This is a genomic window from Frankia sp. AvcI1, from assembly GCF_001420875.1.
In the GTDB taxonomy this organism is placed as follows: Bacteria; Actinomycetota; Actinomycetes; order Frankiales; family Frankiaceae; genus Frankia; species Frankia alni.
Genome location: NZ_LJFZ01000024.1, coordinates 64,632 through 88,477, shown reverse-complemented (window position 1 = coordinate 88,477; position 23,846 = coordinate 64,632). Strand labels below are relative to the sequence as shown.

The 23,846-nt window shown below is 73.3% G+C and carries 12 protein-coding genes, 3 tRNA genes and 30 pseudogenes; 24 read left to right on the top strand and 21 right to left on the bottom strand.

All coding sequences use genetic code 11. From position 1 onward, the window contains the following. Positions 1 to 45: 45 nt before the first annotated feature. Positions 46 to 816 (bottom strand): chorismate-binding protein (locus UK94_RS22300; RefSeq protein ID WP_235489210.1); only part of this gene is annotated, 771 nt, incomplete at its 3' end. Positions 817 to 1,156: 340 nt separating this feature from the next. On the opposite strand from UK94_RS22300, the gene UK94_RS22295 reads away from it, so the two are divergent. From UK94_RS22295 to UK94_RS22285, 3 genes are all read left to right on the top strand, one after another. Beyond that, a tRNA-Gly gene (locus tag UK94_RS22295) sits at positions 1,157 to 1,229 on the top strand. Positions 1,230 to 1,271: 42 nt separating this feature from the next. Then, positions 1,272 to 1,343, top strand: a tRNA-Cys gene (locus tag UK94_RS22290). A gap of 13 nt (positions 1,344 to 1,356) precedes the next feature. Next, positions 1,357 to 1,428: transfer RNA gene (locus UK94_RS22285), tRNA-Val, on the top strand. Positions 1,429 to 1,589: 161 nt separating this feature from the next. Here the strand turns inward: UK94_RS22285 and UK94_RS61870 are convergent. From UK94_RS61870 to UK94_RS22275, 5 genes and pseudogenes are all read right to left on the bottom strand, one after another. Beyond that, positions 1,590 to 2,033, bottom strand: a pseudogene (locus UK94_RS61870) (N-acetylmuramoyl-L-alanine amidase); the annotation flags it as partial. Position 2,034: 1 nt separating this feature from the next. Beyond that, positions 2,035 to 2,444: N-acetylmuramoyl-L-alanine amidase (locus tag UK94_RS61865; RefSeq protein ID WP_235489207.1), on the bottom strand; the 410-nt coding region annotated here is incomplete at its 3' end. 131 nt (positions 2,445 to 2,575) lie between these two features. Beyond that, positions 2,576 to 2,649 (bottom strand): annotated as a pseudogene (locus UK94_RS61860) (DUF3097 family protein); the annotation flags it as partial. 1 nt (position 2,650) lies between these two features. Further along, positions 2,651 to 2,835 (bottom strand): annotated as a pseudogene (locus UK94_RS61855) (DUF3097 family protein); the annotation flags it as partial. 1 nt (position 2,836) lies between these two features. Continuing rightward, positions 2,837 to 3,385: DUF3097 family protein (locus UK94_RS22275; RefSeq protein ID WP_235489205.1), on the bottom strand; the 549-nt coding region annotated here is incomplete at its 3' end. A gap of 173 nt (positions 3,386 to 3,558) precedes the next feature. Here UK94_RS22275 and UK94_RS61850 point away from each other — a divergent pair. Both UK94_RS61850 and UK94_RS61845 read left to right on the top strand, forming a co-directional pair. Continuing rightward, positions 3,559 to 3,814 (top strand): annotated as a pseudogene (locus tag UK94_RS61850) (isochorismatase family protein); the annotation flags it as partial. Position 3,815: 1 nt separating this feature from the next. Next, positions 3,816 to 4,119, top strand: a pseudogene (locus tag UK94_RS61845) (isochorismatase family protein); the annotation flags it as partial. Between the two features lie 271 nt (positions 4,120 to 4,390). Here UK94_RS61845 and UK94_RS22265 read toward each other — a convergent pair. The 5 genes and pseudogenes from UK94_RS22265 to UK94_RS22250 form a co-directional block, all read right to left on the bottom strand. Beyond that, positions 4,391 to 4,684 (bottom strand): DUF4193 family protein, encoded by a 294-nt coding sequence (locus UK94_RS22265; RefSeq protein WP_011603287.1) that lies wholly within the window; start codon positions 4,682 to 4,684, stop codon positions 4,391 to 4,393. A gap of 215 nt (positions 4,685 to 4,899) precedes the next feature. Beyond that, positions 4,900 to 5,352: pseudogene (locus UK94_RS22260) on the bottom strand (DUF3145 domain-containing protein); the annotation flags it as partial. Between the two features lie 280 nt (positions 5,353 to 5,632). Continuing rightward, positions 5,633 to 5,961 (bottom strand): annotated as a pseudogene (locus UK94_RS61840) (SPFH/Band 7/PHB domain protein); the annotation flags it as partial. Between the two features lie 12 nt (positions 5,962 to 5,973). After that, positions 5,974 to 6,595 (bottom strand): paraslipin (locus UK94_RS61835; RefSeq protein ID WP_235489203.1); only part of this gene is annotated, 622 nt, incomplete at its 3' end. A 74-nt stretch (positions 6,596 to 6,669) separates the two neighbouring features. Then, positions 6,670 to 7,104: an NfeD family protein gene (locus UK94_RS22250; RefSeq protein WP_055751385.1), complete on the bottom strand. Its 435-nt coding sequence runs from the start codon at positions 7,102 to 7,104 to the stop codon at positions 6,670 to 6,672. A 47-nt stretch (positions 7,105 to 7,151) separates the two neighbouring features. On the opposite strand from UK94_RS22250, the pseudogene UK94_RS61830 reads away from it, so the two are divergent. The 16 genes and pseudogenes from UK94_RS61830 to UK94_RS61755 all read left to right on the top strand — a co-directional run. Beyond that, positions 7,152 to 7,323, top strand: a pseudogene (locus UK94_RS61830) (hypothetical protein); the annotation flags it as partial. A gap of 1 nt (position 7,324) precedes the next feature. Continuing rightward, positions 7,325 to 7,707: pseudogene (locus UK94_RS61825) on the top strand (glycogen debranching enzyme); the annotation flags it as partial. 35 nt (positions 7,708 to 7,742) lie between these two features. Beyond that, positions 7,743 to 8,229: pseudogene (locus UK94_RS61815) on the top strand (alpha-amylase family glycosyl hydrolase); the annotation flags it as partial. A 1-nt stretch (position 8,230) separates the two neighbouring features. Beyond that, positions 8,231 to 8,277, top strand: a pseudogene (locus UK94_RS61810) (hypothetical protein); the annotation flags it as partial. A gap of 1 nt (position 8,278) precedes the next feature. Continuing rightward, positions 8,279 to 8,546 (top strand): annotated as a pseudogene (locus UK94_RS61805) (glycogen debranching enzyme); the annotation flags it as partial. Position 8,547: 1 nt separating this feature from the next. After that, a pseudogene (locus UK94_RS61800) lies at positions 8,548 to 8,894 on the top strand (glycogen debranching enzyme); the annotation flags it as partial. A gap of 1 nt (position 8,895) precedes the next feature. Beyond that, positions 8,896 to 9,005: pseudogene (locus tag UK94_RS61795) on the top strand (hypothetical protein); the annotation flags it as partial. 4 nt (positions 9,006 to 9,009) lie between these two features. Continuing rightward, a pseudogene (locus tag UK94_RS61790) lies at positions 9,010 to 9,336 on the top strand (glycogen debranching enzyme); the annotation flags it as partial. Between the two features lie 153 nt (positions 9,337 to 9,489). After that, positions 9,490 to 10,242 (top strand): annotated as a pseudogene (locus UK94_RS61785) (alpha-amylase family glycosyl hydrolase); the annotation flags it as partial. 1 nt (position 10,243) lies between these two features. Continuing rightward, positions 10,244 to 10,357, top strand: a pseudogene (locus UK94_RS61780) (hypothetical protein); the annotation flags it as partial. A gap of 1 nt (position 10,358) precedes the next feature. After that, positions 10,359 to 10,941 (top strand): annotated as a pseudogene (locus UK94_RS61775) (malto-oligosyltrehalose synthase); the annotation flags it as partial. A 1-nt stretch (position 10,942) separates the two neighbouring features. Continuing rightward, positions 10,943 to 11,387, top strand: a pseudogene (locus UK94_RS61770) (malto-oligosyltrehalose synthase); the annotation flags it as partial. A gap of 1 nt (position 11,388) precedes the next feature. Next, positions 11,389 to 11,890 (top strand): annotated as a pseudogene (locus tag UK94_RS61765) (malto-oligosyltrehalose synthase); the annotation flags it as partial. Position 11,891: 1 nt separating this feature from the next. Beyond that, positions 11,892 to 11,937, top strand: a 46-nt coding sequence (locus UK94_RS74680; RefSeq protein WP_268761556.1) for a hypothetical protein, incomplete at its 5' end; no start/stop codon positions are given. Positions 11,938 to 12,216: 279 nt separating this feature from the next. Beyond that, positions 12,217 to 13,028: pseudogene (locus tag UK94_RS61760) on the top strand (alpha-amylase family glycosyl hydrolase); the annotation flags it as partial. 1 nt (position 13,029) lies between these two features. Continuing rightward, a partial coding sequence (locus UK94_RS61755; RefSeq protein ID WP_235489201.1) for a DUF3459 domain-containing protein occupies positions 13,030 to 13,980 on the top strand: 951 nt, incomplete at its 5' end. A gap of 347 nt (positions 13,981 to 14,327) precedes the next feature. Here UK94_RS61755 and zapE (UK94_RS61750) read toward each other — a convergent pair. Next, positions 14,328 to 14,552: pseudogene (gene zapE, locus UK94_RS61750) on the bottom strand (AFG1/ZapE family ATPase); the annotation flags it as partial. 1 nt (position 14,553) lies between these two features. After that, positions 14,554 to 15,386: cell division protein ZapE (gene zapE / locus UK94_RS61745; RefSeq protein ID WP_268761555.1), on the bottom strand; the 833-nt coding region annotated here is incomplete at its 3' end. Positions 15,387 to 15,754: 368 nt separating this feature from the next. On the opposite strand from zapE (UK94_RS61745), the pseudogene UK94_RS22225 reads away from it, so the two are divergent. The 3 genes and pseudogenes from UK94_RS22225 to UK94_RS22220 form a co-directional block, all read left to right on the top strand. Then, a pseudogene (locus UK94_RS22225) lies at positions 15,755 to 16,483 on the top strand (pyrimidine reductase family protein); the annotation flags it as partial. 1 nt (position 16,484) lies between these two features. Next, positions 16,485 to 16,603 (top strand): annotated as a pseudogene (locus UK94_RS61740) (pyrimidine reductase family protein); the annotation flags it as partial. Between the two features lie 185 nt (positions 16,604 to 16,788). Next, on the top strand, positions 16,789 to 17,058 hold the full coding sequence (locus UK94_RS22220) for a hypothetical protein (protein ID WP_055751381.1): 270 nt from the start codon (positions 16,789 to 16,791) through the stop codon (positions 17,056 to 17,058). A 2,362-nt stretch (positions 17,059 to 19,420) separates the two neighbouring features. On the opposite strand, the pseudogene UK94_RS22210 reads toward UK94_RS22220, so the two are convergent. From UK94_RS22210 to UK94_RS22195, 8 genes and pseudogenes are all read right to left on the bottom strand, one after another. After that, positions 19,421 to 20,384: pseudogene (locus UK94_RS22210) on the bottom strand (ATP-dependent DNA ligase); the annotation flags it as partial. A 1-nt stretch (position 20,385) separates the two neighbouring features. Continuing rightward, positions 20,386 to 20,584: pseudogene (gene ligC / locus UK94_RS61730) on the bottom strand (ATP-dependent DNA ligase); the annotation flags it as partial. Positions 20,585 to 20,620: 36 nt separating this feature from the next. Continuing rightward, positions 20,621 to 20,690 (bottom strand): annotated as a pseudogene (locus UK94_RS74675) (hypothetical protein); the annotation flags it as partial. A 1-nt stretch (position 20,691) separates the two neighbouring features. Continuing rightward, positions 20,692 to 21,287: pseudogene (locus UK94_RS61725) on the bottom strand (sulfate adenylyltransferase); the annotation flags it as partial. Position 21,288: 1 nt separating this feature from the next. Beyond that, positions 21,289 to 21,688, bottom strand: a pseudogene (locus tag UK94_RS61720) (GTP-binding protein); the annotation flags it as partial. A 1-nt stretch (position 21,689) separates the two neighbouring features. After that, a pseudogene (locus UK94_RS61715) lies at positions 21,690 to 21,865 on the bottom strand (sulfate adenylyltransferase); the annotation flags it as partial. Continuing rightward, entirely contained in the window at positions 21,865 to 22,773 is a 909-nt protein-coding gene (gene cysD / locus UK94_RS22200) for a sulfate adenylyltransferase subunit CysD (protein ID WP_308203111.1), read from the bottom strand. The gene cysD and the pseudogene UK94_RS61715, both read right to left, overlap by 1 nt. 207 nt (positions 22,774 to 22,980) lie before the next feature. Further along, on the bottom strand, positions 22,981 to 23,796 hold the full coding sequence (locus UK94_RS22195; RefSeq protein WP_041940333.1) for a 3'(2'),5'-bisphosphate nucleotidase CysQ: 816 nt from the start codon (positions 23,794 to 23,796) through the stop codon (positions 22,981 to 22,983). Between the last annotated feature and the right edge of the window lie 50 nt (positions 23,797 to 23,846).

Sequence of the window (23,846 nt, the reverse complement as noted above, 5' to 3'; positions counted from 1 at the left end):
GGNTTCCAGCAGCTCCGGCCAGCCCACCCCGGACCGCAGCCGGGNGCGCACCGTCGAGACGAGGTGCACCAGGCCGGGATGATGTTCGACGGCGCACAGGGCCGGCACGGCGACGCTGCCCGTCCGAGCCACCCGCCCGAGATCGTTGCGTACCAGGTCGACGATCATGATGTTCTCGGCGACGTCCTTGTCCCGCAGGTCGCGCACGCTCCGGCCGGTGCCCTTGATGGGGCCGGAATGGACGACGTCGCCGTCCCGGGCCAGGAACAGCTCCGGCGAGGCCCCCGCGATCCGCAGGCCGGCCTCGGGAACGTCGAGCGTGAGCGCGTACGGCGCCGGGTTGCCGGCCGCGAGGATCGCGGCGAGCGCGGCGGGGTCGGGTTCGACCGGCTCGCCGCCGGGGCCGGCCGGAGGCAGCGGCGCGGACAGCAGCCGGCAGAGGTTGACCTCGTAGACGTCGCCGGCGGCGATGCGCTCCCGGATGGTCGTCGCGCCGGCCACGTACGCGGCGCGGTCGAGGCTGGTGGCCCAGGATCGCGCGTCCGGGCCGCGCCAGGGGCCGCGGCTCAGCGCCGCGGCACCCGCGGCGGGCGCCGGACGCACGTCGGCGAACCGGACGCACCGCAGCGCCCCCTCGAAGTCGACGACCACGGCCCAGAAGCCGCCGCGCTCCAGCACCGCGGGATCGTCGCTGATCTCCACCACGCCCGTGGCGAGCCGCTCGCCCGCGAGCAGGTACGACGGTGGCCTGGACCGCGGGACCGCCGCGGACCCGCGGACGACCGGTTCCGGAGCGCCCAGGTTCGTCCGGCTCATTCCGATCACGTTACCGCCCCTCCCGGATCGACACCTCCCTCCCACGGGCTTCCCGATCGGTCTGCCCGGCCGTGGATCCCCTGCCCCGCAGGCGGTCGTCCACGCCCGCGAGACGTGCCGCGAACGCTGCCGCGGGCGAACGCGTGACCCGCGGGCCACGGATGGAGACCGAGCCCGGGGGGTCGACCGGCTCGGTGGACGTGCCGTGGGCGAAACCCGATGTTCACGTGGGACACCTTGACCCAACGCAACATCTCCGCGACGTCTGGCGGGCCATTCGACGCAGGGGCCGTTCGTCCGCTAGAGTGCTACCTGCACCGCCAAGAACTCCTGGTGCAGCGCGGACGTGGCTCAGTTGGTAGAGCATCACCTTGCCAAGGTGAGGGTCGCGGGTTCGAATCCCGTCGTCCGCTCGGGAACAGAGGGGCTTGAGGTCCGTACCAGCGGCCTCCCGCGGCGGAGTGGCCGAGTGGTTTAGGCAAGGGCCTGCAAAGCCCTGTACGCGGGTTCGATTCCCGCCTCCGCCTCTGGATCCATTGCGGGCGATTAGCTCAGTGGGAGAGCGCTACCTTGACACGGTAGAGGTCACTGGTTCAATCCCAGTATCGCCCACCCGCAGTACGGTGTTTTTTCTGTTTTGGCCGGCCACTCCCTGGAGTGGCCGTTTTCATGTTCGGGCGCGGTCGCGCGGTCGTTTCCCAACCACCGCCCGCCCGGATCCGCTGCTACCCAGGCCGGACGGCCCCGCCGCGGCACGATCGCGAGGAGCCGGATCAGCGGGTCGGCGCCGCCGACGGCGAACCCGAGGCCAGGAGGAACGCGGTCACACCGTCGGCGATGCCGCTCGCCGCCCGGGCCCGCCAGGCCGGATCGATGATTTCCGCGGCGTCGGTCCGGTTGCGCATGTTCCCGCATTCGAGGAACACCTTCGGGACACGGGAGAGGTTCAGGCCCCCCAGGTCGGACCGGATCGTCATCCCCTCCTTGCCGAGATAGTCGGCCAGCGGCTGGCCGGTGGCGCGGCCGAACGCCGACCGCAGGGCCCCGGCGAGCCGGCTCGACGGGGTGAGGATCGCCGCGTTGGCCCGGTCGGGACTCAGCGCGGGCGCGATCACGTGGAAGCCGCGCCCCTCGGCGGGCCCGCCGTCGGCGTGGACGGAGACGACCGCGGCCGCGCCGGCGCTGTTGCCGATCTTCGCCCGGTCGTCGATGCACGGNCCCACGCCGTCGTCGCCCGGCCGGGTCAACACGACCCTGGCGCCGCGGGAGCGCAGGATCACGGCGGCCCGTTGGGCGAGATCGAACGTGAAGGCGTGCTCCGGGTACCCGCCGTCGGTCTGCGCCCCGACGGTGTCGCACTCCTTGTCGAAACCCCCGGCGGGCACCAGTCGGTTGATGGCCGCGCTCGCTCGGCTGTTGCCGCCGTCGTGCCCTGGATCGAGCACGACGGTGCGGCCGGCGAGCGCCGCCGGGCCGGCGGCGACGGGCGAGTCGACGGGCCTGGGGACCGGGGCGCCGTGCTGGTCCGAGCCGGTCAGCGCGAACCGCAGACCGAACCCGGCCACCAGGGCGACGGCGACCACGCCGACGATCTGGGCGAGCATCGACGGCCTGACCCACACCGGCATCGTGTCTCCCACCTACGGAGGAGTCGAGCTGCCCCGTCCGCACTCACCGTATGCGAACGCCCGAACCCCGCCAGAACAGGGCGGCGTCACGGCAGCACGGCAGGCTCCCCGGGGCGGCGCGGGGGGCGGTGTCAGGCCGTGACGAAGTCGATCAGCCGCTCCACGGCTCCCAGCAGGCCCACCTCGAGATCGGTGTAGCTGTCGANCGAGGCCAGTACCCGGCGCCACAGATCGACGGGTTCGGCAACGCCCAGCGCCCGGCACACCCCCTCCTTCCACGGCTCGCCGCGGGGCACCGTCGGCCAGGCCGGGATGCCGATCGACGCCGGCTTCACCGCCTGCCAGATGTCGATGTAGGGATGGCCGGTGACCAGCACGTGCTCGCCGGTGANGGCGGCGGCGATGCGGCTCTCCTTCGAGCCGGGGACGAGATGGTCGACGAGGACGCCCAGCCGCCGGCCGGGCCCCGGCCGGAACGCCTCGACGACCCCCGGCAGCTCGTCGACCCCGTCGAGGCTCTCCACCACCACGCCCTCGACGCGCAGGTCGTCACCCCACACCCGCTCGACGAGGGCGGCGTCGTGCACGCCCTCCACGTAGATGCGGCTGGCACGGGCGACGCGGGCCCGATGACCGGCGACGGCGAGCGAGCCGGACGCGGTGCGTGCCGGGGCGGCAGGCCCCGCCCGACGGGGCCGCACGAGTGTGACCCGGCGCCCCTCCAGCAGGAACGCCCCGGGTGCGAGCGGGAAGACCCGGCGGGCGCCGTGGCGGTCCTCCAGCGTGACGGCGCCGCGCTCGGTGCCGACCACCGCGCCGCAGAAGCCCGTCGCGACCTCCTCGACCACCAGATCGGCTTCGAGCTCGACCTCCGGCGGCGGAACCGGGCGGGTCCGGGCGGCGGGCGCCAGGACATCTCGGCCATAATCGCGGCTGCGCATGCCCCGAACCTAGGCCGCCAGAACGCCATGATCAGGGATATCGACNCGGGCGTGTCGGGATGCGACAGTGGGGTCAGGTGGGATCAGGTGGGGTCATATCGCCCGCGGCCCGCTCCCGCCCGGCGGCCGGGCCGGCACGAGGATGGCAGCATGAGGCAAGGGGAGCTGCGNCGGTGACTGCGCGTTACGGACCGGGAATCGCCCTGCTGGTCGTGGACGTCCAGAACGACTTTGCCGACCCGGCGGGCAGCCTCTACGTGGCCGGCGGCGAGCAGATCGTCGAGGGGGTGAACGCCGAGGTCGAGGCCGCGGTGGCCGCCGGCTCCCCGGTGTTCTACAGCCAGGACTGGCACCCCGCGCGCACCCCGCACTTCGTCACCGACGGCGGTGTCTGGCCGCCGCACTGCGTGGCGGGAACCGCGGGAGCCGNCTTCCATCCCGACCTGGTCGTGTCGGGCGAGGTGATCCGCAAGGGGGTGGACGGGGCCGACGGCTACTCCGCCTTCTCCGTGCGCGACCCGGCCTCGGGGCACCGGTCGGCGACCGTGCTCGGGGAGCGGCTCGCCGAGCTCGGGGTGTCGACGCTCGTCGTCGTCGGCCTGGCCGGCGACCACTGCGTCCGGGAGAGCGCGCTGGACGCGCGGTTGCAGGGTCTCACGGTGGTGCTGCCGCTGGCTCGAACCAGATTCGTCAACCTGCATCCGGGCGACGGGGAGCGGGCCGTGGCCTGTCTCTTATACACATCGTCCGGGAGAGCGCGCTGGACGCGCGGTTGCAGGGTCTCACGGTGGTGCTGCCGCTGGCTCGAACCAGATTCGTCAACCTGCATCCGGGCGACGGGGAGCGGGCCGTGGCGGCGATGCGGGACGCGGGCGTGCTGGTCGGCTGAGGCAACCCCGTCGGTCGGGCCGGTCGGGGCGTGCCGTCAGCGGGCCCCCGCCACGGCCGTGGCGTGTTGCGAGCCCACGCCAGAGGCCATGCGGTGGAACATCCGAACGCGGTTCCTCAGGCCGCGCAGTCCCGGCAGACCATCCGGCGCTCGTCCACGAGCTGGCTGCGGTGGTGGACGAGGTAGCACTGCGTGCAGGTGAACTCGTCAGCCTGCCGCGGCAGCACCCGGACGTTCAGTTCCTCTCCGGCCAGGTCGGCACCCGGCAGGCCGAGCTCGGTCTCGAACGGGTCGACATCGTCACCGAGATCAGCCGCCGCGTCCGCCCGCCGTGCCTTGAGGGCTTCGAGACTCTGCTCGGAGGCGTCCTCTATGTCAGCCGTACGAGGTGTGTCGTAATCGGTGGCCACTGAATAACTCCCAGAATGGTTGTGCGAGGTCGTGCGCAAGCCACAACGCACGACCGCCGGGGTATGTGCCCGTCAGACCCGCGCTACCCGGGTGTGGGCTTCACCACACCCTCGCAACCATCTCCGCGCCGATGCGTCGTAGGGCTTTGACCATCCGCGACGCGCGCCCACCCGGTGCAGGTCCGGGGCCCCGCGGGCCGGTCGGCGGCGGGTCTTCAGCCGGTGCGCCGCAGCCAGGTGACCGGGGCCCCGTGGGCGCCCCGGCGCAGCGGCTCGAGGACGTCGTCCCACGCCGTCCCGAGCAGACGGTGCAGGCCACGGGCGAGGGTCTCCCGAGCCTCGCCCCGTTCCAGCAGCGCCCGCAGGGCGGCCTCGCCGACCACCACGTCACCGTTCGCGGCGATCGCGGCGCGGTGCAGGCCGAGATCGGGGGTATAGGAATAGCGCTCGGCGTCACACCCGGGCGAGGGCCCCTCGACGGTCTCGAAGGTGATGTGACCGAGCCTGCGCAGGGCGCCGGCGACTCGGCCCGCCGTACCCGGGGACGCGCGCCACTCCAGCCCGGCGAAGAGGAATCCGGGCATGCCGGGCTGCGCCGTCCAGGTCAGCGACACCGGCGACGACAACACGCCGGACACGCCGAACTCCAGATGCGGGCACAGGGCCGGNGGACAGGCGAGCACCGCCAGCTTGCCCGGCACGGCNAAGGACGACGAGCCGGATGACAGCTCACGAGCTGTCGAGGACATTGCGACCACGCGGGACCTCCGTCGACGAGGGACGCCTTCCCCTGCGCCTGTCGACCCGCCCCCGTATGGCTGAACAAATCGTCCCATGGTCCGGCTCGGCGGACTAGCCCCACCCCCCTCCGGAAGTATGACTAATTGGGCGGAACCCCGGTTCGGGNCAACCACGCTCCCCGCCTCGTGGATGGTTCATCCGGGTGAGTCAGTCCGACGCGGCATGAGGCCGCTGCGGCGCGGCGCCGTTGGGCCCGCCGCGGGCGGGCGCGCCGTCCTGGCCGGTGGCCGGCCCGCCGGTGCCCAGCAGACCGCCGAGGCCGCTGCCGAGGCCGCCGAGCACGCCGGTCAGCTCGCTCGGCACGATCCACAGCTTGCTCGCCTGGCCCTGGGCGATCTGCGGCAGCGTCTGCAGGTACTGGTAGGCCAGCAGCTTCTGGTCGGCGTCGCCCTCGTGAATCGCCCGGAACACCGTGCCGATGGCCTTCGCCTCGCCCTCGGCGGTGAGGATCTGCGCCTCGCGCTCGCCCTCGGCCCNCAGGATCGCCNCCTGCTTCTCCCCCTCGGCCCGCAGGATCTCGCTCTGCTTCACGCCCTCGGCGGTCAGGATCGCCGCGCGACGGTCCCGCTCGGCCCGCATCTGCTTCTCCATCGAGTCCTGGATGGACCGCGGCGGGTCGATGGCCTTCAGTTCCACCCGGTTGACCCGGATACCCCACTTGCCGGTGGCCTCGTCGAGCACGCCGCGCAGCTGTCCGTTGATCTGGTCGCGGGAGGTGAGCGTGGCCTCCAGGTTCAGCCCGCCGATGACGTTGCGCAGCGTGGTGACGGTGAGCTGCTCGATGGCGCGGATGACGTTGGCGATCTCGTAGGTGGCCGCCCGCGGATCGGTGACCTGGAAGTAGATGACCGTGTCGATCCCGACGACGAGGTTGTCCTCGGTGATCACCGGCTGCGGCGGAAAACTGACCACCTGCTCGCGCAGGTCGATGCGGTCGCGCACCCGGTCGACGAACGGGACGACGATCGCCAGCCCCGGGGTGAGGGTGCGGTGGTACCGGCCGAGGCGTTCCACCACCATCGCCCGCGCCTGCGGCACGATCCGCACCGCCCGCGCCAGAAAGATCAGCAATACCGCCGCGACCACCACGGCGACGATGACACCTGCCATGACGAACCCCTCCCAGTCGGACCCGCGGGCCTTGTGCCTGACCCCGCCGACGCCGGGAGCGCCGGGCCGTGGGGTCAGATCTCGAATCGATGCACGATGGCGGTCGCTCCGTCGATGCGCAGGACGTGCGCCTGGCTGCCGACCTCCAGCACGGTCGTGGTCGGGTACGACCGGGCCGACCAGACCTCCCCCTTGATCTTGACCCGGCCGCCGTCGCCGCTGACCTGTTCCACCACCAGGGCCTGCTCCCCCACGAGCGCCTCCGTGCCGGTGCGCAGTTCGGGGCCGCGCTGCAGGTGCCGGCGGGCCACCGGGCGCAGCCCGAGGCCGAAGCCACCGGCCGCCACGACGAACCCGACGATCTGCCAGGCCACATCGACGCCCAGCACCGCGACGGCGGCGCCCACCAGCGCCGCCAGCGAGAACATCACCAGCGTCAGATCCAGCGTGAGCAGCTCGCCGACGAGCAGGGCGCCGGCGACGACGACCCAGATCGCCCAGTCGGCCATGAGTCCATGCTAGGNCCGGCCGTCAGCCGCCGATCAATGAAACCTCAATGATCACCAAAGCTCTGACCTCACATTTCGTGCGCCCCCGGATCAGAGCATCCGTCCTGGCCGTAGGCTTCGTTCGTATGTCGCAGGTATGGCCGGGCAGCCCTTATCCCCTGGGCGCCACATATGACGGGTCGGGGACGAATTTCGCGCTCTTCTCGGAGATCGCCGACCNGGTCCAGCTCTGCCTGTTCGACGACGCCGGCAAGGAGGACCAGGTCGATCTCAAGGAGGTCGACGCCTTCGTCTGGCACGCCTACCTGCCGGCGGTCGGGCCGGGGCAGCGCTACGGCTACCGGGTCCACGGGCCCTACGACCCCGCCCACGGCGCCCGGTGCAACCCGCACAAGCTGCTGCTCGACCCGTACGCCAAGGCCGTCGACGGCGAGGTCGCCTGGGACCAGGCGGTCTTCCCGTACACCTTCGGCGACCCGGACAGCGTCAACGACGCCGACTCCGGCCCGCACATGATGAAGTCGGTCGTGATCAGCCCGTTCTTCGACTGGAACGGCGACCGTCCGCCGCGCACGCCCTACAACGAGTCGGTGTTCTACGAGGNGCACGTCCGCGGGCTCACCAAGAACCATCCCGGNCTGCCCGAGGAGTACCGCGGCACCTACGCCGGCGTCGCCCACCCGCTGATGATCGACCACTACCGCAAGCTCGGCGTCACCGCGATCGAGCTGCTGCCCGTGCACCAGTTCGTCCACGACGAGCACCTGGTCAGCAAGAACCTGCGCAACTACTGGGGCTACAACTCGATCGCCTTCCTCGCCCCGCACAACGGCTACTCCGCCTCCGGCGGCCACGGCCGGCAGGTGCAGGAGTTCAAGGGCATGGTCAAGAACCTGCACGAGGCCGGGATCGAGGTGATCCTCGACGTCGTCTACAACCACACCGCCGAGGGCAACCACATGGGGCCGATGCTGTGCTTCCGCGGCATCGACAACGCGGCCTACTACCGCCTCGTGGACGACGACCCCCACTACTACATGGACTACACGGGCACCGGCAACAGCCTGCGGGTGCGCCACCCCCACGTCCTGCAGCTGATCATGGACTCGCTGCGGTACTGGGTGANCGACATGCACGTCGACGGCTTCCGCTTCGACCTGGCCGCCACGCTGGNCCGGGAGTTCTACGACGTCGACCGGCTGTCGTCGTTCTTCGACCTGGTCCAGCAGGACCCGGTCGTCTCCCAGGTCAAGCTGATCGCCGAGCCGTGGGACCTCGGCGAGGGCGGCTACCAGGTCGGGAACTTCCCCCCGCTGTGGACGGAGTGGAACGGCAAGTACCGCGACACCGTCCGTGACTTCTGGCGCGGCCAGGACCACGGCATCGCCGAGTTCGCCTCCCGCCTCACCGGGTCCAGCGACCTGTACGAGAACAACGGGCGGNGTCCCTGGGCGTCGATCAACTTCATCACCGCCCACGACGGGTTCACGCTGCGCGACCTCGTCTCGTACAACGAGAAGCACAACGAGGCCAACGGCGAGGACAACCGGGACGGATCCGACGACAACCGGTCGTGGAACTGCGGAGTCGAGGGGCCGACGGACGACCCGGACGTATTGTCCCTGCGGACCGCGCAAACCCGTAACCTGCTCACGACGCTACTGCTGTCCCAGGGGGTGCCGATGCTGGTCGCCGGAGACGAGATGGGGCGCACCCAACACGGCAACAACAACGCCTACTGCCAGGACAACCCGATCTCCTGGCTGGACTGGGCGGATGCCGAGCGCAACNCGGACCTGGTCGAGTTCGTCGGCCTGCTGGCCAGGCTCCGCAAGGATCACCCGATCTTCCGCCGACGCCGGTTCTTCAAGGGGCTCTCCCTGCGCGGGCAGGGCACCGCGNCCNGCGGCGCCGCGGGCGACGACCCGGCCGCGAGCGACGACCCGGCCAAGAAGGACATCGCCTGGCTGCGGCCCGACGGCACCGAGATGTCCGACGTCGACTGGGAGTCCGGCACGGCCCGCACCCTGGGCGTCTACCTCAACGGCGACGGCATCCCCGACCCGGACGCGCTCGGCCAGCCGATCTCCGACGACTCCTTCCTGCTGTACTTCAACGCCCACTTCGAGCCGGTCGCCTTCCGCGTGCCGGCACCGAGCTTCGGCGCGACCTGGGAGACGGTCATCGACACCCGCAAGTCCACCGCGGAGATCGACGCCACTCTGGAGGTCANCCCCCTGGCCCACACCGCCCTGGATCCCACCGACGTGGGCAAGGTGGTCAAGGCCGGCGACCCGATNGAGATCGACGCCCGTTCGACGGTCGTGCTGCGCCGTGTCGACTGAGCCGACCGCCCCGCCGCCGGGCGGCTCCCGAGGCGAGCGGGTGGTCCCGACCTCGACCTACCGGCTGCAGCTCAATCTGGACTTCTCCCTCACCGACGCGGCCGTGATCGTCCCCTACCTGGCGGCGCTCGGCGTGTCGCACCTGTACCTGTCGCCGGTGCTGGAGGCCGCCCCCGGCTCGACGCACGGCTACGACGTCGTCGAGCACGGCCAGATCAACCCCGAGCTCGGTGGGACGGGCGGCCTGCGCCGGCTGACCGCCGCCTGCCGCAAGGCCGGCCTCGGGATCGTCGTCGACGTCGTCCCGAACCACATGTCCGTCACCCCGGCGGCGGCGAACGCGGCCTGGTGGTCGGTGCTGCGGGAGGGCCCCGACTCCCCCTACGCGACCTGGTTCGACATCGACTGGGCCGCCCCCGACAACCCGGGCCGGGTGCTCGTGCCGATCCTCGGCGCCGGCCTCGCGGACTGCCTGGCCGCCGGGGAGATCTCCGTCGAACAGGACACCGAGGGCGCGTGGGTCGTCGTCTACTACGACCACGTGCTGCCGACCGCGCCCGGCACCGCCGACCCCGACGACGTCGCCGCGACCCTCGACGCCCAGTACTACCGGCTGTGCTGGTGGCGGGTCGCCGCGAGCGAGCTGAACTACCGCCGCTTCTTCGACATCACCACCCTCGCCGGGCTGCGCCAGGAGGAACCCGACGTCTTCGCCGCCACCCATCGGCTGCTCATCGAGCAGGTTCGGGCGGGCACGTTCGAGGGGCTGCGCATCGATCATCCGGACGGCCTGNCCGACCCGGAGGGCTACCTGCGGCGGCTGGCCGACGCCTCCGGCGGGGTGTGGACCGTCGTCGAGAAGATCCTGGAGAACGACGAGGACCTGCCGGAGACCTGGGCCTGCGACGNCACCACCGGCTACGAGGGCATCGCCCGGCTGACCCGGCTGTTCCTCGACCCCGTCGCCGGGCATCCCCTCGCCGCGCTCTACCAGGAGATCACCCGCGCCGATCCGGACTACGAGGCCGAGGCCCGGGCCGCGAAGCTCGACGTGCTCGCCGGCGTGCTGCAGCCCGAGGTCGACCGGCTGACCGCGCTCGCCCTCGGCGAGGCCCGGGAGGCCCGCGCGGACCTCACCCGCACCGGCCTGCGCGAGGCGCTGTGCGAGGTGCTGGCCGCCTTCGACGTCTACCGGGCCTACATCCGCCCGGACGGCACCCCGAGCCTGGAGGCACGCGGCCACGTGGTGCGCGCCTGCGAGCAGGCCCGCTCGTACCTGCCCGGCCGCTCCACCGAGGTCGACCTGATCGAGGACCTGGCCCTCAGCGGCCCGCCCGAGTTCGTCACGCGCTTCCAGCAGACCTGCGGCCCGGTGATGGCCAAGGGCATCGAGGACACGGCGTTCTACCGCTACTCCCGGCTCATCGCCCTCAACGAGGTCGGCGGCGACCCGGCGCGCTTCCCGGCGTTCACCACCGGGCATCCGCGCAGCNCCGTCACCGAGTTCCACGAGGCGAACCTGACCGTGCAGCGCAACTGGCCGCTGACGATGACCACCCTGTCCACGCACGACACGAAGCGCTCCGAGGACGTCCGCGCCCGCCTCGCCGTCCTGTCGGAGGACCCCCGCGGCTGGGCGGAGGTCGCCGGCCGGCTGGTCCGCCTCGGCGAGCGCCACCGCGACACCGAGCAGGGCTGGCCGGACCGGTCCACCGCCTACTTCCTGCTGCAGACCCTCGTCGGCGCCTGGCCGCTGTCCACCGAGCGGGCGACCCAGTACATGGTCAAGGCCGTCCGCGAGGCGAAGGTCTACACGAGCTGGACCGACCAGGACCCCGCCTACGAGGCGGCGCTGACGAACTACATCGAGTCGGTGCTGGAGGACGAGGAGTTCCTCGCCGTGCTCACCGGCTACGTCGCCACCCTCGTCGAGCTCGGNCGGCAGAACTCGCTGGCCCAGAAGCTGCTCCAGCTCACCGTCCCCGGCGTGCCGGACGTGTACCAGGGTCAGGAGCTGTGGGACCTGTCCCTGGTCGACCCGGACAACCGCCGCCCGGTCAACTACGGCGACCGCACGAAGCTGCTCGCCGAGCTCGGCGCCGAGCCGGGCGCGGACACCGGCGGGCCACGCCGCCCGCCGCTGCTCGACGACTCCGGCGCCGCGAAGCTGCTCGTCGTCGCCCGGACGCTGCGGACCCGCCGCGAGCACCCCGAGTGGTTCGGCGACCGGGCCACCTACCGGCCGCTGTGGGCGTCCGGCTCGGCCGCGGAGAACGTGGTCGCCTTCGCCCGCTCCGAGTCGGTGGTCACCGTGGTGCCGCGCCTGGTCCTCGGCCTGCGCCGCGGCGGCGGCTGGCGCGACACGACCATCCCCCTGCCCGAGGGCCGCTGGACCGACGTCCTGACCGGCCGCAAGCACGACGGCGGCACCGCCTACGTCCNGCGCCTCCTACGCGACTTCCCCGTCAGCCTCCTCGTCCGCTCCTGACCGCGGGCCCGGCTCCCCGAGGCCTTCACCACGCTCCTGACCCGGCGCGANCGGGCCCCTCCCACGGATCGACCTTCGCCGCCGACGGACGTCCGCACGAGGCGGGACGGCGCGCGCCGCCAGACGCTGATCACGGATCTCACCTGGCGTGTCCGCGGCCATGAGACCGGTCACAGGGGGCCGTCCCGCCCGGTGAAACCGGGTCCTGCGGGCACCTTCGGTGGGGGCCGTTGTCACGGACACGGCATGTCGGCCGGCGGCGGAAGGTAGACAGGAGCTATGAGCACCTTCCGGCTGTGGGCCCCGGACGCGAAGACGGTCAGCCTGGTCGTGGCGGATTCCGCCGGCGACGCCACCCATGAGATGTCCGCCGGGCGGCGGGGCTGGTGGTGGGTGAACGTCCCCTCCGCGAAGCACGGCACGGACTACGCGTTCCAGCTCGACGGGGGCAGCGAGGAGCTGCCCGATCCCCGCTCGGTCTGGCAGCCGGCGGGGGTCCACGGCCGGTCCCGGCTCGTCGACCACGGCGCGTTCCGCTGGTCGGACGCGAGCTGGCGGGGCATCGCACTGGCCGGCAGCGTGCTCTACGAGCTGCACGTCGGGACGTTCACCCCGGAGGGCACCTTCGACGCCGCGATCGGCCGGCTCGACCACCTCGCCGAGCTCGGCATCGACGCCGTCGAGCTGCTGCCGGTCAACGCCTTCCCGGGGCATCACGGCTGGGGCTACGACGGGGTCGGCCTGTTCGCCGTGCACGAGCCCTACGGCGGGCCGGAGGGGCTGAAGCGGTTCGTCGACGCGGCACACGCCCGCGGCATCGGCGTGATCATGGACGTCGTCTACAACCATCTCGGCCCAGACGGGAACTACCTGGGGCAGTTCGGGCCGTACTTCACCGACCGGTACATCACCCCGTGGGGGCCGGCGGTCAACCTCGACGCGCCCGGCTCGGACGAGGTCCGCGCGTTCATCCTCGACAGCGCCCTGTCCTGGCTGCGGGACTTCCACTGCGACGGGCTGCGCCTGGACGCCGTGCACGCCTTCCAGGACAGCCGGGCGATGCACCTGCTCGAGGAGATCGCCGAGTCGGTNCACCGGCTCGGGGCGCAGATGCGCCGGCCGCTGTTCGTCGTCGCCGAGTCCGACCTCAACGACCCGAAGCTGGTGGTCGCGCCCGAGGCCGGCGGGTACGGCCTGGACGGCCAGTGGTGCGACGACGCCCACCACGCGCTGTGGGCGACGCTGTCGGGCGAACGGCAGGGCTACTACGTCGACTTCGGGTCGATCTCGACGCTCGCCCACGCGCTGACGAAGGGCTTCGTGCACGAGGGTGGCTACTCGTCGTTCCGCGGCCGCTCCCACGGTCGGCCGATGCCGCCGACGACGCCGGCCTACCGGTTCGTCACGTTCCTGCAGAACCACGACCAGATCGGCAACCGGGCGGTGGGTGACCGGTCGTCGGCGCAGCTCAGCGACGGGCTGCTGCGCATTGGCGCGGCCCTGCTGCTCACCTCGGCGCTGACCCCGATGCTGTTCATGGGCGAGGAGTGGGGGGCGCACACCCCCTGGCAGTACTTCACCGACCACCTCGCCCCCGGGCTCGGCGACGCGGTGCGGGAGGGGCGGCGGGCCGAGTTCGCCGAGCACGGCTGGGGGCCCGACGACGTTCCCGACCCGCAGGATCCGGCGACGTTCGAACGGTCGAAGCTGGACTGGTCCGAGCCGACCCGCCCGGGCCACGGCAGCCTGCTCGACTGGCACCGCCGGCTCATCGGACTGCGCCGCAGGCTGCCGGCGCTGACGGATCCGGCGTGGGCGTCGGTGGAGTGCACCTTCGACGAGGAGGCCCGCTGGCTGGTGGTGCGCCGGGGGGACGTGGCGATCGTCGTCAACCTCGCGGCGCAGCGGCAGGCGGTGCCGCTGGACGGCGTCCCGTTCGACGCGCCGGCGGCCTCGGCCCCCGGCTTCACCTACATGCCCGGCCGGGTCGAGCTCGACGGCGAGTCCGTCGTGATCACCCGCCTGCTGCCGCCCGCCGGCTGAGCGCCGCCGCGCCCGGCCCGCCGGTCATCGTCGGATGCGGCCGCGGGACAGCAGGAAGTACAGCGCGCCGAGCACCGCCAGCCCCACCAGCAACACCATGACGAGCAGCACGACGTAGGTTCCCATGCGTCCATCGTCGCAGGCCTCGCCGACGATCGCGGCGGTCCGGTCCCTGATGTCCGTCCACCTGACGGGCAGCCGGTTCGGGAGCGCCGCGAGGCCGGCGTCCGGGATGGAAGGTGGCAGGACTCGGGCGGCAGGACTCGGGCGGCAGGACTCGGGCGGCAGGACTCGGGCGGCAGGACTCGGGCGGCGGGACGCAGGCGGCGGGACGCGGACGGCGAGGGTCAGGCGGCGGTGGTGAGGTGGGCGCCGTCGCGGGCGAGCGCGGCCAGGCGCGACACCGCCCGCTGGTACTTCTTCCGATGCGGCCCGGCGAGCAGCTCCGCGCCGAACAGCTCCCCCAGACCGATGCCCGAGGCGACGACCGGTATCGACCGGTCGTAGAGCCGATCGGCGAGCACCACGACCCGCAGCGCCACGGCCTGGTCGGCGACCGGCGTCACGCCGTGNAACGCGACCAGCCGCACCCCGTCGACGAGTGCCCCGTAACGCGACGGGTGCAGTCCGGCGAGATGCGCGCAGAGCGCCGCGAAATCGTCCTCGCTGGCCCCGTCGTGGGCGGCGGCAAGCGCCGCGACCTCGCCGTCCGCGCGTGGCGGGGGCGGGGCCGGCAGTCCCCGGTGCCGGTAGTCGGCGCCGTCGACGCGCAGGACGTCGAAGCGGGCGGCCAGGCCCTGGATCTCGCGCAGGAAGTCGGCCGCGGCGAACCGGCCGGCGCCGAGATCCTCCGGCTGGGTGTTGCTCGTCGCGGCCAGCGCGACGCCGGCGTCGGCGAGGCGGGTCAGCAGGGTCGACATGAGCACCGTGTCGCCCGGATCGTCGAGCTCGAACTCGTCGACGGCGAGCAGCCGCATCCCGCCGAGAGCGCGCACGGTCGCCGCGAAGCCGAGCGCTCCCACCAGGGAGGTGAGTTCGACGAAGGTGCCGTAGGCCTTCGGGCCCGCCACCGCGTGCCACAGCGACGCGAGCAGGTGGGTCTTGCCGACGCCGAACCCGCCGTCGAGGTACACCCCCGGCCGGGCCGTCCCCGCACCGCGGCCCGCACCACCCGACCAGGCCCCGCGGACGCCGCGGCCGAACAGCCCCGACCGGCCGCTGCGGGCCCTACGGGCCGAACCGCCGCCCCTGGCGGGGCCGGCATTCACTCGGTCGGCGAACGCGGACAGGGCGGTGACGGCGGCGCTCTGGCTCGGTTCCGCAGGATCGGGCAGGTAGCCGGCGAAGCGGACGGCGTCGAAGCGCGGCGGCGGGACGAGCGCGGCGACCAGCTCCTCGGGCCGCACCTGCGGTCGGCGGTCGACGAGGCGCTGCACCACCCCGCCAGCCTACGGAGCAGGCCGGATCGGGCCACCCGTCGTGCGCCGCCGGGACCGAACTCACAGTGCCCGGGCCGATCGGGCCGGCACAGGGGTCGTCGCGGCGCCGCCCGCGGGGCAGGACGCACGGCGCNCAGAGCCGCCCAACGGGGCAGGACACAGGGCTCTCGCAGCCGCCCCTCGGGGCAGGGCCCACCCCTCTCGCAGCCCCTTCAGGGCAGGGATCGAGGGCCGGGCGAGCCGCCGATCGGGGCAGTAGGAACAGGCTGGTCGGCCGCACGTCACAGGACGAGACGAACCGGATGAGCCCTCGCCGACCGGCTACAGTCGGCTCGGTGCGACGCATCCTTCCGGTTCCCGGCCCCGCCGACAGCCCAGGCACGCCCGCGCCGGTCGCGACGACGACGGCGGATGCCGCCGGTGCCGGTGCCGGCACGGACGGTCCGGTCGCCGCCGGCGGCGACGAGATCGCGGCGAAGGCGGTCGAGGTCGATCTCGACGAGGCCTACGCCTACCCGCCCGCAGCCGGGCAGACCAGCTACGTCCGGGCGAACTTCGTCAGCTCCGTCGACGGTGCCGCCGAGGTGGGTGGGCGGTCCGGCCCGTTGGGCGGCGAGGCGGACCGACGGGTCTTCCAGCTGCTGCGCTGGCTCAGCGACGTGGTGCTCGTCGGCGCCGGCACCGTACGCCACGAGAACTACGGGCCGGTGATCGTCCCCCCCGAACGGCGGGATCGGCGGCAGGCCGCGGGGCTCGCCGCCGTCCCCCCGATCGCCGTGATCACCGCGACCGCTGGCCTCGATCCCGGCGCCCGACTGTTCGACGCCGAGGTCCGTCCCATCGTCCTGACCTGCGACGCCGCCCCCCCGGCCAAACGGCAGGCGCTCGCGGCGGTCGCCGAGGTCGTCCTCTGCGGTGAGACGACCGTCGACCCGGCGGCGGCCCTCGCGGCCCTGGCCGAACGGGGGATGACCCGGGTACTCACGGAGGGCGGGCCGCTGCTGCACGCCCAGCTTGCCGGTGCCGGTCTGCTCGACGAGCTGTGCCTGACCGTGGCGCCGATGNTCGCCGGCCCCGGCCGGATGGGCATCGTGGAGGGCCCTCCCTGGCCCGAACCGGCCACGATGAGGCTGGTCCAGGTGTTCGCCGAGGACGGCAACCTCTTCCTGCGCTACCAGCGCTGAGGCCGCCGGCGCCGGGCCCGTGTGCGCCCGGTCGGTGCGGCGGGGCCGGGGTGGCTCTCGCTTCATCCACAGGTCGGCAATTCCCACAGCCGTCATCCACAGGATCCGAGGACGATCAGCGCGAGCCGCCGGGAAGTTGTTAGCGTCGCCGCACCGAACCTGACCCCGATGGCGGTGGTGTGCGGATGACGATCTTCGATGGAGCCGGGACGACGGCGGCCGCTGCGGTGGCGCGCACCCGGCGAGACGTGACGACGGCCCTGGACCGGGTGACGGCCGCCGGTGCCGGGGCGTGGGACGGCCGGGCGGCACAGCAGTGGGCCAGCCGGATTCGGCGCCTCGCCGCCGAGGCGACCGCCCTGCTCGACCGGTGCCTGCTGCTCTGCGAGCAGGCCTGTTCCGGCCCGGCCGGGCCGTCGGCGGCGCCCGGCGCCCCACCGCGGGCGATCGGCTGACGCTGTGGCGAGCTTCGGTGATTCCGTCCCCCTCACCGCGGGCCATCCTCCCGGGCACGNCACGAGTGCCGCCCGGGTGTCCTTCGATCCCGCCCGGCTGCGGGTGCTCGCGGCCGCGGTCCGGTCCGCCGGGGAGGCCCTGCACACCGGCGCGCGGCTCGTCGCCCACGCGCTGGCTCAGGTCGGCGGCCCGGGTGGCTGGGCGGCACGGCTGGCCCGGCTCGGCGACGAGCTCGACGCCGATGCCGCGATGCTGCGCCGCCGGCTCGCGCTGGCCGAAAGCGCCGACGTCGCGGGACGGTCGATCCTGCCGGCGGCGGCCGTCATCGTGCCGGCCGTACAGCACTCCCGGTCGTTCGACGGTGGGGCTGATCCCGGGGCGGACGTCGCTGCCGGTACCGGAGCCGTCCCCGTCGGGGGCGGCGGACCCGCGGCGCGCGCCGCGGGTCGGGCCGCGGCGCGTTCGCTGCTGTCCGATGGCGGCCCGGCGGGAGCGCAGGGCGCGGCCGGCGACGTCGCCGGGTCGGCGGGGCGTCCGGCCCGCGCTCTCGGTGCGGGCGCCGGGCGGCGGCTGGGTTCACCGGGCGGCCACGCGTCGGNAGGCGGCGGCGCATCCGCGGGCAGCCTGCGGGAGGCGCTGAGCGCGTTGCGCTCACGCGGCGGCGACCTGGACTTCGTCGCCGGCTTCTACGACGGGCTCGGGCCGGCCGGGCTCGCGCACCTGCTCGCCGGGGTGACGGAACGCTCCGGGGGGCCGATGGTCAACCGGCCGGCACCACCGGCCGGGGTGAACCGGCGCGACGCCGAGGGGATTCTCGGGCGGACCTTCGCCGCCTACAGCCGCGGCCGGGCATTCGACGACTCCTGGCTCGGCCGGTTCAACACCCAGGGCCGCCACGACCGGGCCGAGACCGTGCTGCTGATTCCGCTGTTGACGGCCGGTCGCATCGACAGCGCCCTGCTCGACCGGCTGGGTCGCCTGGCCTTCGGCCCGGGGTCCGGACCGGCGGCTCGGCGGGAGCCCGCGGACGGTCGCGGGGCGGCTGTGCTGCGCGAGGCGCCGGCGGACCGCGGTTACCGGGTCGCGTTGCTGGCGGCGATCGCCGCCGAACCGGCGCTGGCGGCCCGGTTCGCAACCCGGTACGTCGAGGCGATCCTGGCCGGCGCCGCCGTCGGGGACCTCGCTCTGCCGGTGGCGGTCGGCCTCGTCGGCGCGACCGCGCGGGCATGGTCCGGGCTGGTCGCCGCGGCCGGCGGCACGGCGGCACGGCGGGCGGATCCGCGCGCCTCGGCGGAGTTCGTCGCCCGCCTCGCCGGGGCCGTGCACGCCGCCGACGGCCCGGCGCTGCCGTCGCACCTGCGCGCGGCCCTCGTCCCGGCGCTGCACACCTACCGGGAGGAGATGTACGACGCGGTGACGGCGGTCGTTGCCGGGCCGGTCTCTTCGCCGCCGGCGGCGGCCAGCCGCGAGATCCCGGTCGCGGCCTGGCAGACGCTGCTGCGGGAGGGCCTGCGCGGCGGTGCGCTCGCCGGGCTGCTCGGGCGGGACGCCGCGGCCTACGCGATCGGGCTCGACGAGCGGGTGGCGAGACGCACGCGGGGCTGGAACGCCGGGACCGGCGGCTATCCGTCGAGCCCACGGGCACTGGGCTACCTGCGGGGTGCCCGGGCGCAGGCCTTCTTCAGCGGCGCTCTCGGCGACGCCGCCGACGCGGTGCTGCGCGAACACGCCGACGCCGGGTCCGCCCACCGCCGGCGGCAGGCGGTGATCCTTGATCTGCTCGGCACGGTGGCCACGTCGATCGACCCCACGGATCCGATCGCGACGTTCGCCCATCTCGGCGTCGGGATCACGGTGGACGTGGTCGAGGCCCTCGTCCGGCAGCGCTACCGCGATGTACCCACCACCCGGCCGGAGTGGATCCTCGCCCGGCTGNGGGAGGCCTCGCGGGTCGGCCCGGGGTGGGCCGCGGCCTACGAGTCGAGCGCCCGCCAGCTCTGGGCGCGCCGCGACGGGGACCCACTGCGGCCGATCACGGTGACCGGCGGCGACGGGCGGCCCCGGGTGTACACCGCAGACCCGCGCCTCGACGGGTACATCACCGGTCCGACGACGGACTTCCTCGACCCGGGCGGCAGNCCGCGGCCGAGCGCGGCGATGACGCCGGCGCAGCGCGGCGCCTACCTCGCCTGGCTGGAGAGTCCGGCGCTGGTCGCCAACAACGACCGGCTGCCCGTCCTGGCCGGGGCGGTCGCGCTCGGCGAGACGCGGATCCCGCCGGACGCTGCCCTGCGGCCGGGCGGATGACGATCAGGTGGACGGATGATCGAGCGGAGGACGATCCCGCGGGCGCTGCCCGCCTCACCGCAGCACGTCGGCCAGGTCGACGCGCACCGGTCGTTCGAGCTGGGCGAAGGTGCAGCTGTGCGGGTCACGGTCCGGCCGGAACCGCACGAACTGGGTGGTGTGGCGGAACCTCGGGCCCTCCATGTGGTCGTAGCGCACCTCGGCGACGAGCACCGGGCGCAGCGGCACGAACGACAGGTCCCGGCCCGCCGCCCATCTGCTCTCCCCCGCGTCCCAGGGTGTGCGTGTGCCGCCCGACCCGGCGGGAGCCCAGGGATGCTCGTCGATCGGGATGACCAGCGGCGCGAGCTCGCTCACCAGCTCGCGCCGCCGGGCCATCGCAAACGCCGACGTCACGCCGACCGCGGCGAGGCCGGCGCCGGCGAGCGCCGAGCCGCCGGCCGGATCCCCGGCGCCGGGCCCGGCATCGGCGTCGGCGGTGGTGCCGGTGCCGTCCGGGTCCGGGTCCGGGTACAGGCCGAGCAGCAGGGAGCCGACGGCGCCGGCGCCGGACTTGTGCGGGCGATAGCCGGCGACGACGCAGTCCGCCGTCCGCTCATGCTTGATCTTGAACATCGTGCGCCGGTCGGGTTCGTAGCCACCTGTCGGCGGCTTGGCGATGATGCCGTCGAGGCCGGCGCCCTCGAACTGGTCGAACCAGCGTCGGGCAAGATCGAGATCGTCGGTGGCCGGCGTGACGTGCACGCGGACGCCGGCGGCGTCCCCCGGGCGCAGCAGCTCGGCGAGCTCCGCGCGGCGGCGGGCGAACGGCTCGTCGAGCAGCGCCCGGTCCCCGACGGCGAGCAGGTCGAAGGCGACGAACGACACCGGGGTCTCGGCGGCCAGCCGCGCGACCCGACTCGCCGCGGGATGCACCCGTTGCTGCAACGCCTCGAAGTCGAGGCCGTGCTCTCCGGCGACGACGATCTCGCCGTCGAGGACGCAGCGCGCCGGCAGCACGGCCCGCAGGGCCGCGACGNGCTCCGGGAAGTAGCGCGTCATCGACTTCGTGGTCCGCGAGGTGATTTCGACGGCGTCGCCGTCGCGGAACACCAGGGCCCGGAAGCCGTCCCACTTCGGCTCGTAGACCAGACCCGGCGGGATCTCGGCGACGGCACGCGCCAGCATCGGCTTCACCGGCGGAACAACGGGCAGGTCCACCGCTCGATACTGCCCCATGCGCCCCGCCGGATCGCCGCGGCGGGCCGGGCGCCGCTAGAGGATCATTCCGGCGCCGAGGGTCGTTCCGGTCGCCTCGTCGATGAGCAGCGCGCTGCCCGTGGTGNGGTTGCGGCGGTACGGGTCGTAGCACAGCGGCGTGGTCGTCCGCAGCGCGATCCGGCCGATGTCGTTCAGGCCCAGCGTGTCGACGCTCTCGTCCCGGTGCAACGTGTCGATGTCGACGCGGTAGCTGACGTCGGTGACCATCGCCCGCACCGATCGGGTGGTGTGCTTGATCCCGACCCGGGCCCGCCGGCGCAGCGGCGCGTCGACCATCCAGGACACCATCAGGTTGAGATCCTGGCCGACCGTCGGCTGGTTGTTCGGCCGCGCGATCAGGTCGCCGCGGGAGACGTCGAGGTCGTCCTCCAACCGGACGATGACCGACATCGGGGGAAACGCCTCCTCGACCGGCCCGTCGTAGGTGTCGATCCCGGCGACCCGCGAGGTCAGCCCGGACGGCAGCACGATGACGTCGTCGCCGGGCTTGAGCACACCGCCGGCGACCTGCCCGGCGTAGCCGCGGTAGTCGTGCAGCTCCTCGCTGCGCGGCCGGACCACCCACTGCACCGGGAACCGCACGTCGATCAGGTTGCGGTCGGAGGCGATGTGCAGCTCCTCCAGGTGGTGCAGCAGCGAGCTGCCGTCGTACCAGGGCGTGNTCGGCGAACGGGACACCACGTTGTCACCGGTCAGCGCGGACACCGGGATCGTGGCGACGTCCACGATCTCCAGCTTGGCGGCGAAGCGCCGGAAGTCCTCCTTGATCTTCTCGAAGACCTCCCGGTCGAAGTCGACGAGGTCCATCTTGTTCACGCAGAGCACGAGGTGGGGCACGCGCAGCAGAGAGGCCAGGAACGCGTGCCGGCGGGTCTGCTCGACGACGCCCTTGCGCGCGTCCACGAGCAGCAGCGCAAGGTCGGCGGTCGAGGCACCGGTGACCATGTTGCGCGTGTACTGCACGTGCCCCGGGGTGTCGGCGAGGATGAACGACCGCCGCGGCGTGGCGAAGTAGCGGTAGGCGACGTCGATGGTGATGCCCTGCTCCCGCTCGGCCCGCAGNCCGTCGGTGAGCAGCGCGAGGTCGACGTAGCCGTCGCCGCGCTCCCGGCTGGTCCGCTCGACGGCCGCGAGTTGGTCGGTGAACAGCGACTTCGTGTCGTAGAGGAGCCGGCCGATCAACGTCGACTTCCCGTCGTCGACCGACCCCGCGGTCGCCACGCGCAGCAGCTCGGCCATCAGAAGTACCCCTCCCGCTTCCGGTCCTCCATCGCCGCCTCGCTGACCCGGTCGTCGGCCCGGGTCGCGCCCCGCTCGGTGATCCGCGTCGCCGCGACCTCGGCGATGACCTCGTCGACGGTCGCCGCGGTCGACTCGACCGCGCCGGTGCAGGTGATGTCACCGACCGTGCGGTACCGGACCTGGCGCGGCACCACGGCCTCACCGGCGCGCGGCTGGGTCAGCGGGGTGACGGCGAGCAGCATGCCGTCCCGTTCGAAGGTCTCGCGGCTGTGCGCGTAGTAGATCGACGGGATCTCCAGGCGCTCCTGGGCGATGTAGCGCCAGATGTCCAGCTCGGTCCAGTTCGACAGCGGGAAGACCCGGATGTGCTCGCCGGGGCGGTGCCGGCCGTTGTAGAGCGACCACAGCTCGGGGCGCTGGTTCTTGGGATCCCACTGGCCGAACTCGTCCCGGAAGGAGTACACCCGCTCCTTGGCCCGGGCCTTCTCCTCGTCGCGCCGGGCGCCGCCGAACACCGCGTCGAACCGGTTGTCGGTGATCGAGTCGAGCAGCACGGGCGTCTGGAGCTGGTTGCGCGACGCCCCGGGCCGGGTGTCCTCGGTGAGTTCCCCGGCGTCGATCGCCGCCTGCACGGAGCCGACCACGAGGCGGGCGCCGAGCTCGGCCGCGCGGCGGTCCCGGAACTCCAGCACCTCGTCGAAGTTGTGGCCGGTGTCGATGTGCAGCAGCGGGAAGGGCAGCTTCGCGGGCCAGAACGCCTTCTCGGCCACCCGCAGCATGACGATCGAGTCCTTCCCGCCGCTGAACAGCAGCGCGGGACGTTCGAACTCGGCCGCCACCTCACGGAAGATGTGGATGGCCTCGGCCTCGAGCATCTGCAGGTGGGTGAGCTCGTAACCCGTCACAGGCACGCGAAAACCCCTCGTCTCGCCGATGTATCAGTCCAAAGTAGCCGACCCGGCTCTCCCACCGGCGGTTTCGTCGACGTTAACCGGCTCACCCGTGACCCAACTCCACCATCCCGCCACACGGGCGACACGACGGACACCGGCCGGTCGCGGTCGGCACCCGGCCGCCCCGCCTGCGACGCCGGGCGACCACCACGGGTGGCCTCACGGCCGTGGGTCGGCCGCCCGGATCGCCGCGAGCACCGCCGGGGCCAGGCTCGCCTCACAGATGACCAGGTCGGGCAGCAGGAGGTCGGGCTGGTTGTACCGCAGGGGGGAGCCGTCGAGGCGGCTGGTGTGCAGCCCCACCGCCCGCGCGACCGCCACCGGGGCCGCGGAGTCCCACTCGTACTGCCCGCCGGCGTGCAGGTAGATCTCCGCCCGGCCGCGGATGACCGCCGCGGCCTTCGCCCCGGCCGACCCCATCGGGACGACGCTGGCGCCCAGCGCCTCGGCGACCTCCCCGACGATCCGCGGCGCCCGGGTGCGGCTGGCGACGATCCGCGGCGGACCCGCCGCGGCGGGCCGGGCCGCGGCCGGAGCATCGCCGCCGGCCGACAGCGTCACGTTCAGCGCCGGCAGGGCGACCGCGCCGGCGATGAGCTCGCCGGCGCGCCACAACGCGACGTGCACCGCCCAGTCGGACCGGCCGGGTTCGGCGAACTCACGGGTGCCGTCGAGCGGGTCGACGATCCAGACCCGCTCGGCGGACAGTCGGGCCGGGTCGTCGGCGCCCTCCTCCGACAGCACCGCGTCCTGCGGGCGGTGGCGGGCCAGCGCCCGGGCCAGGAGCTGATGGGAACGCGCGTCGCCGGCGTCGCGCAGGGTGGCGGGCTCCGCGAACCCGACCTCCTCCCGGATTCTGAGCAGCAGTTTGCCTGCATCCGTGGCCAGTCGCCGGGCCAGGACGTCGTCGTCGAGTTCGTCGGTCGCGATGTCGACGGGGACGGTGGCCGGCCGGCGGGTGTCGTCGGTGTTCATCGGGACGGAGTCTGTCACCCGTTACGGTCGCGGGTGTGAGTGCCACCTCT